The organism is Rhodococcus sp. T7 (genome assembly GCF_009872365.1).
Classification (GTDB): Bacteria; Actinomycetota; Actinomycetes; order Mycobacteriales; family Mycobacteriaceae; genus Rhodococcus_F.
The window spans coordinates 138,851-148,909 of record NZ_WXYH01000366.1 but is presented as its reverse complement, the minus strand read 5'-3'; the positions used below and the strand labels follow the sequence as shown (position 1 = coordinate 148,909).

Sequence of the window (10,059 nt, the reverse complement as noted above, 5' to 3'; positions counted from 1 at the left end):
CAGTGCGAAGCGGCCACCGGTCGCGCTCGCCACCGTGTAGGCGGAGTCCCGTCCCACATAGGCGAAGTCGCTCGGCCCGTCGAACACGGACCGCCGACCGGTGAGTGCGAACTCGGTGCCCTCACTCGACACGGACGCCGACCCGGCCAGCGGTACGACGATGATCTCGTCGTCGCCGGTGGTGAGTTCGGCCGACCCGCCGGGTGCCAGGGTGAGCACCCGAAGGCTCGATTCCGTCCAGCCCGCCGACTCGGGGGTGACCTCGAGGTCGAACGGCCCGGTGGCCGCGGAACCGACCGGCACGTAGTACTTGCTGTTCATCGTGGGCCTCTCCGGCGTGCGTCAGTGAACGAGGGATACGGCGGTGTCGACCGCGGCGGCGACGTCCTCGTCCCGCGGGTACAGCAGGGTGCGACCGACGATCAGGCCGCGGACCGACGGCAGTGCGAGGGCCCTGCCCCAGCTCGCGAACGTCTCCTCGGGGGCCGTCTGCGGGTCTCCGCCGAGCAGCAGCGTGGGAAGCGTCGTCGCGTCCATGACGCGTTCCATCTCGTCGACCACCGGAAGCTTCATCCAGGTGTAGGCGGACGTGGATCCCAGACCCTGGCTGATGTGGATCGACTTGATCACGGCGTCCGCGCTGAGATCGTTCTTGACCTTGCCGTCGACGCGGCGCGACAGGAACGGCTCCACCATGGCCATCAGTCCGGCCGCGGCCAGCGAATCGACGGCCTCGGCGCAGGCGGTAAGGGTGGAGAGGGTGCCCGGATCGTCGAGATCGATGCGGCACAGCATCTTTCCGCCGTTCATGCCGGCCTTCGCGGTGCCCGCTGCGGTGTAGCCGGTCATCCGATCGTCGAGTTCGAAGCTGGCGCCGGCGAGGCCGCCGCGGTTCATCGACGAGATGACCACCTTGTCGTCGAGTGCGCCGAGGAGCACCAGATCGTCGAGGATGTCGGCGGTGGCGAGCACGCCGTCCACGCCGGGATTGCGCAGCGCGGTGCGGAGGCGGTCGAGGAGGTCGGTGCGACTGTTCATCGCGGTCGGGCGGTCGCCGACCGACAGCGCGCCCCGGGCGGGGTGGTCGGCGGCGACGATCATGAGCCGGCCGTTCCCCCGCACCGTGGGCCGGGCGACGCGGGTCGCCCAGGCGCGGTCGATGGCGGCCGGATCACTGGCGCGGACCTCGGTGACGTCGGCATAGGTCGCGCAGACTGCGCGGTGAGCGAGAGTTTCAGACATTGACAGCCTCCGAAGCGGTGGATTCGGCGAGCTCACGGACCTCGTCGGCCGTCGGCATCGCGGTGGAGCATTCGAGCCGGGAAGCGACGATCGCCCCCGCGGCGTTGGCGTAGCGCAGGATCTTCTCGAGCGGCCACCCGGCGAGCAGGCCGTGGCACAGCGACCCGCCGAAGCTGTCGCCGGCGCCGAGGCCGTTGACGACGTCGACCTCGTTTGGCGGCACCGTGATGGACTGGCTGCGGGTCTTGCCGAGCACACCCTTGGGGCCCTGCTTGACGATGGCCAGTTCGACGCCGAGGTCGAGCAGTGCGTCGGCGGCCTTGTGCGCGTTGGTCTCGCCGACTGCGATCTCGCACTCCTCACGGTTGCCGACCGCGACGGTCACGTGCTGGAGGGCACGCTGCACCTGCGCGGTGGCGTCGGCGGGGGAGGCCCAGAACATCGGGCGGTAGTCGAGATCGAGAACGGTGTGGCTGCGACGTCCACGCGCCTCCCAGGCGGCGAAATGCGCACTGCGACTGGGCTCTTCGGACAGTCCGGTGACGGTCGACCAGTACAGCTTCGCGTCGCGGACCGCGTCGAGGTCGAGGTCCGCCGGCTTCACCTGCAGGTCCGGGGCGACCGGCTTGCGGTAGAAGTACAGCGGGAAGTCGTCCGGCGGGAAGATCTCGCAGAACGTGACGGGGGTCGGGTGGTCGGCGTCGATGCCGACGTAACGGTTGTCGACGCCGAGGTCGGTGAGTGCGGTGCGGACGTAGCGTCCGAACGGGTCGTTGCCGACCCCCGAGATGAGAGCGCTGCGGCAGCCGAGGCGGCCGGCGGCGACGGTGACGTTGGCGGCGCTTCCGCCGAGGAACTTGCCGAACGTCTCGACGTGTTCGAGTCCGACGCCGGTCTGCAATGGGTAGATGTCCACTCCGCAGCGCCCGATGGCGAGGACGTCCAATCCGTTCCGGTTGGGTTGCGTCTGGTTGGTGGTCAAGGCTGACTCCCGAATAGGTCGTTGTGGGTGGTCTGCGCAGGGCGCCGAGGTCTGGTTGAAACTGTGCTCCACATCACCGGCTCCTGTCAAGACTTTGTCCTGACATTATTACTTGAAGTCAATCTGGTGTTAGTGTTCGCATACACTGCCGGAAAGATCGGCGGCGGCGGACGTCGCCACGCGCACGAGGATCGGAGTTGTCCGTGGGTGCACCACTCGCAGTCGAGCTCGACAGATCGAGCCCGGTTCCGCTGTATTTCCAGCTCGCGCAGACGATCGAGAACGCGATCATCGGCGGGGAACTCGCGCCCGGCGACCGCTTCGAGAACGAACTGGCGCTCGCCAAACGCTTGAACCTGTCGCGCCCCACCACGCGCCGTGCCATTCAGGAACTCGTCGACAAGGGGTTGCTCGTCCGCAAGCGCGGCGTCGGCACGCAGGTCGTGCAGAGCGCCGTGCACCGGCCGGTCGAGCTCACCAGTCTCTTCGACGACCTCGCCCGCGCAGGCCAGAGCCCGACCACCAAGCTCCTCGACTACCAGGTCGCCGTACCTGCCGAGGATGTGGCCGCCGAACTCAACCTGCAACCCGGCAGTGAGGTGGCGTCCATCCGGCGCCTCCGCAGCACCAACGGCGAACCGCTCGCGCTGATGACCAACCACATCCCGGTGGATCTCGCGCCGGACCCCGACGAACTCGAGGCGCACGGCCTCTACCACGCACTCCGGGCCCGCGGCGTGCACATTCGCCTCGCGCGGCAACGCATCGGCGCGAAAGCGGCGAGCAAGGCGGAGGCGTCACTCCTCGACGAGAAGACCGGGGCGCCGCTGCTCACGATGAACCGGACCGCGTTCGACGACTCGGGAAGCGCCGTCGAGTTCGGCAGCCACTGCTACCGGGCGTCGCGGTACTACTTCGACACCACCGTTGTCGATCGTTAGGACGGGGCGCGCGACGTCGTTCCCCCGGGGAATGGCCCTGCTGGTTGCGGGCGCCCTCTTCATGGAGATCCTCGACGCGACCATCATCGCCCCCGCCGTCCCGCTGATCGCCGACTCCTTCGGCGTCGACCCCGTCGACGTCAATATCGCGATCTCCGCCTACCTGGTCACGGTCGCAGTCCTCATCCCCGCGAGCGGGTGGGTGGCCGACCGGTTCGGGACCCGCCGGGTGTTCGTGGCCGCCATCACCGTGTTCACCCTGGCGTCCATCGGGTGCGCCGCGAGCGTGTCGTTGCCGATGCTTGTCGCGATGCGGGTGCTGCAGGGAGTCGGCGGCGCTATGATGGTGCCGGTCGGACGGCTCGCGGTGCTGCGGTCGAGCACGAAGGGCGATCTCGTCCGCGCGATAGCCCTGCTCACGTGGCCCGCGCTCGCCGCGCCCGTCATCGCACCTCTGCTCGGCGGCGCGATCGCCACGGTGGGCTCGTGGCGGTGGATCTTCGTCATCAACATTCCCATCGGGGTCCTCGGAATCCTGCTGTCGCTGAAGCTGCTTCACGGAGCCGGCTCGCGGTCGGTGAGGAGGCTGGACTGGCGGGGCCTGCTCGGAGTCGGAACGGGAATCGCGGCGGCGCTGATCGCCCTGGAGAGCATCCGTGTGACGGGCACCGACTGGCGCCGGGTCGCGATCGGGGGAGTGGTCGCGGTCGTCCTGCTGGTTGCGTCCGCGGTCCATCTCGTCCGCACTCCGCACCCGCTCGTCGATGTCCGCGTGCTGCGTGTCCGGACGCTGCGGATCACCGTCACCGGGGGTTCGCTCTACCGCCTGATCGTGACGGCCGTGCCGTTCCTGCTGCCGCTGCAGTTCCAACTCGGCTTCGGCTGGACGCCGTTTCTCGCCGGTCTGCTCGTCGCCGCGCTGTTCGCAGGCAACATCGCGATCAAACCCTTCACGACGCCGCTGATGCGGCGCTTCGGGATCAGGCCGATCCTGCTGGTCAACGCGCTGCTGTCGGTGGGCTGCTTCGGGATGCTCGCCGCACTGAGTTCGTCGACCCCGATGCCCGTCATCGCAGGAGTCCTCTTCGTGAGCGGAGCCCTGCGTTCGGTCGGATTCACCGCGTACAACAGTCTCGCGTTCTCGGACGTCGATCGCGCCGACCTCACGCACGCCAACACTCTCAACGCCGCCGTGCAGGAACTGGCGGCCGGACTCGGAATCGCGCTCGCCGCGCTCGCGCTCACCGCATTCACGCCGCTGGCGACGTCGTCCGAGCACGGGTTCGGATCCGAATATTCCTGGACCTTCGTCTTTTTGGGCCTGCTGATGCTCGGCACGGTCGTCGACACGCTGCGTCTGCCGCGCGACGCCGGGGCGTCGGTCACGCGCTGATCGCGTCCCCTTCTTTCGCCATTTCCGCTCGATTTCCGGGCAGGTATCGGTGACGCGTACGCCCGCGCCTTTGATATGTGGTCCTAATGTCCAGACAAACTATTGACTTTCGGGTGTGACGCGTATTACATCTAAAGCACACGGCCAAGACGTCAACGAGCCGTTCGTCCCCCGAGAGGAAAAACAGATGAACTTCCCCAACCGGCGTCGCGTGGCAGTGCTGGCCTGCGCGAGTGCCCTGGTGATGAGCCTCGCGGCGTGCTCGAGCACCGGCGGAAAGCCGGACAGCAGCGGGTCCGGGATCGGCGCGGGCAGCGCCGACACCCCGCGCATCACGATCGCGATGGTCACCCACGCGGCACCGGGTGACACGTTCTGGGACCTGATCCGCACCGGTGCGCAGGATGCCGCCGACAAGGACAACGTGGAACTGAAGTACTCCTCCGATCCGCAGGCCCCCAATCAGGCCAACCTCGTGCAGACGGCGATCGACTCCAAGGTCGACGGCCTCGCACTCACCCTCGCCACCCCCGAAGCGATGGCGCCCGCCGTCAAGAGCGCGCAGGACGCCGGAATCCCGATCTCCGCGTTCAACGCCGGGTACGGCGCCTGGAAAGACATGGGCGTCAGTCAGTACTTCGGGCAGGACGAGACCATCGCCGGCCAGGCCGCGGGCAACCGGCTGAACGACGACGGCGCCAAGCACGTCATCTGCGTCATCCAGCAGCAGGGCCAGATCCAGCTCGAATCCCGTTGCGCCGGTGCCAAGCAGACGTTCCGCGGCACGTTCGAGACGCTCAACGTCAACGGCGAGGACATGCCGTCGGTGAACTCGACGATCGCCGCCAAGCTCCAGCAGGACCCGTCCATCGACGGCGTGCTCACGCTCGGCGCCCCGATCGCCCTCACCGCCGTCCAGTCCGTCGGTAACGCGGGCAGCCCAGCCAAGGTCTTCACGTTCGACACCAACGCGGCCCTCGTCGACGCCATCTCCGACGGCAGCGTGCAGTGGGCGATCGACCAGCAGCCGTACCTGCAGGGCTACCTGGCCATCGATTCGCTGTGGCTGTACCTGAACAACGGGAACGTCATCGGGGGCGGCGGGCCCACGCTGACCGGGCCGTCGTTCATCGACAAGACCAACATCGACAAGGTCGCCGAGTACGCCAAGGCCGGCACCCGCTGACCGGCGGTCGATTCACATGACAGGACACACGATCCGGACCCCGGTGGGTCCATCTCTCGCACACACAGTCACCGACACCATCGACCCGGTCGCAGGACCGGCCGGCACCGCACAACGCTGAGATCCACCGGCGCGGAGAGGAAATCATGTCCACACAGCAAGATCTGGACCTTGCCAGTCACAAGGTCGTCCACGACGAGCGGGTGAAGGAACAAAGACGCCTGCAACGGCTGCTGGTGCGCCCGGAAGTCGGGTCCCTGTTCGGTGCGATCGCGATCTTCATCTTCTTCATGATCGTCGCACCCCCGTTCCGCAGCCCCGAGGCCCTGGCCACCGTCCTCTACGCCTCCTCGACCATCGGGATCATGGCCTGCGCGGTCGCGCTGCTGATGATCGGCGGCGAATTCGACCTCTCCGCCGGCGTCGCGGTCACCACCAGCTCCCTGGCCGCGTCGATGATCGCCTACAACCTGCACCTGAACCTGTGGGCCGGCGCCGCCCTCGCCCTGGTGGTGTCCCTCGCCGTCGGGTTCTTCAACGGCTACCTGGTGATGAAGACGAAGATCCCCAGCTTCCTGATCACCCTGAGCTCGTTCCTGATGCTCACCGGCATCAACCTCGCGGTCACCAAATTGATCACCGGGCAGGTCGCCACCCCCAGCGTCTCGGACATGCAGGGCTTCGACTCCGCGAAGAAGGTGTTCGCGTCCTCCTTCGTCGTCGGTGGGGTGTCCGTCCGGATCACCGTGGTGTGGTGGCTGCTGTTCACCGCGATCGCCACCTGGGTGCTGTTCAAGACCCGGATCGGTAACTGGATCTTCGCCGTCGGCGGCAACCAGGACTCCGCCCGCGCGATCGGTGTGCCGGTCACCAGGGTCAAGATCGGGTTGTTCATGACCGTCGGGTTCGCCGCCTGGTTCGTCGGCATGCACCTGCTGTTCTCGTTCAACACCGTCCAGTCCGGCCAAGGCATCGGCAACGAATTCCTGTACATCATCGCCGCGGTCATCGGCGGCTGCCTGCTCACCGGTGGCTACGGCACCGCGATCGGTGCCGCGATCGGCGCGTTCATCTTCGGGATGACCAACCAGGGCATCGTCTACGCCGGCTGGAACCCGGACTGGTTCAAGTTCTTCCTCGGCGCGATGCTGCTGTTCGCGGTCATCGCCAACAACGCCTTCCGCAACTACGCCGCCAAGAGGTGACCGGTATGAGTACCACCGAACAGATCCCCGTCGACACCGAACCCGGTGGAGGCGGCAAGATCCCGCTGATCGAACTCAAACACGTCGGCAAGCAGTACGGCAACATCATCGCCCTCGAAGACATCAACCTGCGCGTCAAGGCGGGGGAGGTCACCGGTGTCCTCGGCGACAACGGGGCCGGCAAGTCCACCCTGATCAAGATCATGGCCGGCCTGCACCAGCAGAGTTCCGGGGAACTGCTCGTCGACGGTGAGGCGGCCTCGTTCGGGTCGCCGAAGGAGGCCCTGTCCAAGGGCATCGCCACCGTCTACCAGGACCTGGCGGTGGTGGCGCTGATGCCGGTGTGGCGGAACTTCTTCCTCGGCCAGGAACTGCGCAAGGGCCCGCTGCGGTCCCTCGACTCGAACGCGATGCGCGCCACCACCAAGGAAGAACTCCACAAGATGGGCATCGACCTGCCCGACGTCGACGCCCCCATCGGGTCGCTGTCCGGTGGTCAACGCCAGTGCGTGGCGATAGCCCGGGCGATCTTCTTCGGCGCCCGCGTCCTGATCCTCGACGAGCCCACCGCCGCCCTGGGTGTCAAACAGTCCGGGATGGTGCTGCGATACATCTCCGCCGCCAAGGAACAGGGCTTCGGGGTGGTGTTCATCACCCACAACCCGCACCACGCGTACATGGTTGGTGACCACTTCGTGCTCCTCAACCGCGGACGCCAGAAACTGGACTGCACGTTCGACGAAATCAGCCTCGAAGAACTCACCCAGCAAATGGCCGGCGGCGACGAACTCGAAGCACTCACCCACGAACTACGGCGTTAGGCACCGACACGACGAAGCGCCCGGCTCTCGAGCCGGGCGCATCGTTCGTTTTCGGAGCAGATCAGACCTGTGCGCTGGCCTTCGCCCTGGTGAGCGCGACGTCCTCCTTGTCGAGGTCGAGCAGCGGGGTACGGGAGTTCTCCTTGGCGGTGGAGGCGGACGCCGCGGCAATGAGCGCGCAGACGGCGGTGAAGATGGCCACCGGCACCCAGTTTTTGGGGTCGGCGCCGCGGAGAGCCTGGGCGATGGTCGGTGCGAACCCGGCGAGTGCGAAACCGAGCTGAGTGCCGATCGCCATGCCGGAGTAGCGAACCCGCGACGAGAACATCTCGGCGTAGAACGCCGGCCAGATGGCATTGGTCCCGGCGTAGACGCCACCCATCAGCAGGATGCCCGCGAGGAAGATCATCGCGACGTTGCCGGTGCCGATGGCGGCGAAGTACAGGAAAATCCCGGCGGCCGAACCGATCGCGCCGCCGATGAACACCGGCTTGCGGCCGATCCGGTCGGACAGCATGCCGAACAGCGGCTGCGAGACGAGGGCCACCGCGTTCGCGGCGATCGCGACCCACAGCATGGTGGTGCGGCTCATCCCGATCTCCGGGGTGGTGGCGTATGCGAGGCCGAACACGGAGAACACGGTGCTGACGACGGCGATGAAGGCGCAGAAGACGACGCGCAGAACGTCGCGCCAGTGCGTGCGGAAGAGATCGACGACGGGCAGCGGGGCGGGCGCCTCGTCCAGGGCCTCCTTGTTGGCGATGAAGATCTCGGGCTCTTCGAGCTTGCGACGCACGATGTACGCAACGACGAGGACGAGCAGGCTGCACCAGAACGGGACGCGCCAGCCCCAGCTGTAGAGGGTCTCGTCGGGCAGTGCCGCGACCGGGATGAACGCGAGGCTCGCGACGATGAAGCCGGCCTGGGTGCCGGTGAGCGTCCAACTGCAGAAGAAGCCGCGGCGGTGAGCGGGGGAGTGCTCGAGGGTGAGGGAGCCCGCACCCGACTGCTCGCCCGCTGCGGAGACGCCCTGGCAGATGCGCAGGAGCACCAGCAGCGCCGGGCCGACCATCCCGGCAGTCTCCGAGGACGGCAGACAGCCGATGAGGAACGTGACGACGCCCATGAGCACCAGGCAGAACATCATCACCTTCTTGCGCCCCGCCCGGTCGCCGAAGTGTCCGACGAAAACGGCGCCGATGGGACGCGCGATGTAGGAGATGCCGAACGTCGCCAACGACAGCAGCAGCGGGTTCTTCGCGCCCTCGAAGAACACGTGCGGGAACACCAGTGCGGCAGCCGAGGCGAAGATGTAGAAGTCGTAGTACTCGAGCAGGCTGCCGAAGAAGGCGGCCTTCGCGGCCTTCTTCGCGTTGGTGGGATCAGCGTTGGGGTCGACGGACGAGCGGCCTGTGCCGTCACCGTTGCGACCGGAGGCGCCGGTGCCGTAGTCGATGGTCATCGATACTCCTGGGGAGCGAGGAATGTGAACACTGGCCGCTCGAAATGAGCAGGTGTCCGTGGGTCGTAGAAGCAAGGTAACCCAGGTCACAGGCTCGAGTCAATAATGGTCGAAATGGTTAGTTCATACTTTTCCGGGTTGCTGCAGGTAGGCCAGGACGACGTCGCCGATCATCGCGCGCAGGTGGGGACGGTTCTCCGCGCCGGTGAGATCCCAGTCGAACAGGGCCTTGAACGTGTACCGATTCGCCACCCGGAAGACGCAGTACGAGCTGATGAGCATGTGGATGTCGAGCGCCGTCGTGTCGGTGCGGAAGATGCCCGCGTCCTGCCCTCGCTGGAGGATTCGATCGAGCGTGCGGATCGCCGGCGCCTGAGTCTCGGGGAGGCCCTCGGCCTGGACGAGATTGACGCCGCGATTCGTGTTCTCGATCGCGACGAGGCGGATGAAGTCGGGGTGCGCCTCGTGATGGTCGAACGTCAGCTCGGCGAGCGCCCGGATGGCCTCGGCCGGCTCGAGGTGGTCGACGTCGAGCTGGGACTCCTCGTAACGAATCTCCTCGTAGGCGCGCTGCAGGACCGCCCGGTACAGGCCGTCCTTGTCGCCGAAGTAGTAGTAGAGCATCCGCTTCGTGGTGGCGGTCTTCGCCGCGATCTCGTCGATGCGGGCCCCGGTCAGGCCCTTGTCGGCGAACTCCGTCATCGCCACCTTCAGGATGTTCTCCCGGGTCTTCTCGGGATTGCGCGTGCGCTTGGCCGCCTGCTTTTCGGCGGGTGCGCCCGTGGTCTCGCTTCGTGTCATTCCTGAAACTCCTGCCTGTGCTGTCT

The 10,059-nt window shown here is 66.9% G+C and carries 10 protein-coding genes; 5 read left to right on the top strand and 5 right to left on the bottom strand.

The genetic code is table 11. The annotated features are described in order from the left end of the window. From MLGJGCBP_RS38935 to iolC, 3 genes are all read right to left on the bottom strand, one after another. On the bottom strand, positions 1–321 hold a 321-nt coding region (locus tag MLGJGCBP_RS38935; protein ID WP_201453312.1), incomplete at its 3' end, for a 5-deoxy-glucuronate isomerase. A gap of 21 nt (positions 322–342) precedes the next feature. Next, positions 343–1,242 (bottom strand): Cgl0159 family (beta/alpha)8-fold protein, encoded by a 900-nt coding sequence (locus MLGJGCBP_RS38930; RefSeq protein WP_160102559.1) that lies wholly within the window; start codon positions 1,240–1,242, stop codon positions 343–345. Beyond that, on the bottom strand, positions 1,235–2,224 hold the full coding sequence (iolC, locus tag MLGJGCBP_RS38925; protein WP_160102557.1) for a 5-dehydro-2-deoxygluconokinase: 990 nt from the start codon (positions 2,222–2,224) through the stop codon (positions 1,235–1,237). Before iolC ends, MLGJGCBP_RS38930 begins: the two co-directional genes overlap by 8 nt. Positions 2,225–2,427: 203 nt before the next feature. Here iolC and MLGJGCBP_RS38920 point away from each other — a divergent pair, with 203 nt between their 5' ends. The 5 genes from MLGJGCBP_RS38920 to MLGJGCBP_RS38900 all read left to right on the top strand — a co-directional run bounded on the left by MLGJGCBP_RS38920 (position 2,428) and on the right by MLGJGCBP_RS38900 (position 7,770). After that, positions 2,428–3,165: a GntR family transcriptional regulator gene (locus MLGJGCBP_RS38920; RefSeq protein WP_072947097.1), complete on the top strand. Its 738-nt coding sequence runs from the start codon at positions 2,428–2,430 to the stop codon at positions 3,163–3,165. A 31-nt stretch (positions 3,166–3,196) separates the two neighbouring features. Further along, a complete protein-coding gene (locus MLGJGCBP_RS38915; protein ID WP_160102555.1) occupies positions 3,197–4,558 on the top strand; it encodes an MFS transporter in 1,362 nt (453 codons plus the stop codon). A 187-nt stretch (positions 4,559–4,745) separates the two neighbouring features. Then, positions 4,746–5,744, top strand: a complete 999-nt coding sequence (locus MLGJGCBP_RS38910) for a substrate-binding domain-containing protein (protein WP_160102553.1) — start codon at positions 4,746–4,748, stop codon at positions 5,742–5,744. 146 nt (positions 5,745–5,890) lie between these two features. Beyond that, the gene (locus MLGJGCBP_RS38905) at positions 5,891–6,949 is read left to right on the top strand and encodes an ABC transporter permease (RefSeq protein ID WP_160102551.1); all 1,059 of its coding nucleotides are present in this window, start codon (positions 5,891–5,893) and stop codon (positions 6,947–6,949) included. A gap of 5 nt (positions 6,950–6,954) precedes the next feature. Continuing rightward, positions 6,955–7,770, top strand: a complete 816-nt coding sequence (locus MLGJGCBP_RS38900) for an ATP-binding cassette domain-containing protein (RefSeq protein WP_160102549.1) — start codon at positions 6,955–6,957, stop codon at positions 7,768–7,770. Positions 7,771–7,831: 61 nt separating this feature from the next. Here the strand turns inward: MLGJGCBP_RS38900 and MLGJGCBP_RS38895 are convergent, their stop codons facing one another. Beyond that, a complete protein-coding gene (locus MLGJGCBP_RS38895) occupies positions 7,832–9,232 on the bottom strand; it encodes an MFS transporter (protein WP_160102547.1) in 1,401 nt (466 codons plus the stop codon). Between the two features lie 123 nt (positions 9,233–9,355). Then, positions 9,356–10,033, bottom strand: coding sequence for a TetR family transcriptional regulator (locus MLGJGCBP_RS38890; protein ID WP_087559487.1), 678 nt, complete (start codon positions 10,031–10,033; stop codon positions 9,356–9,358). Positions 10,034–10,059 lie beyond the last annotated feature (26 nt).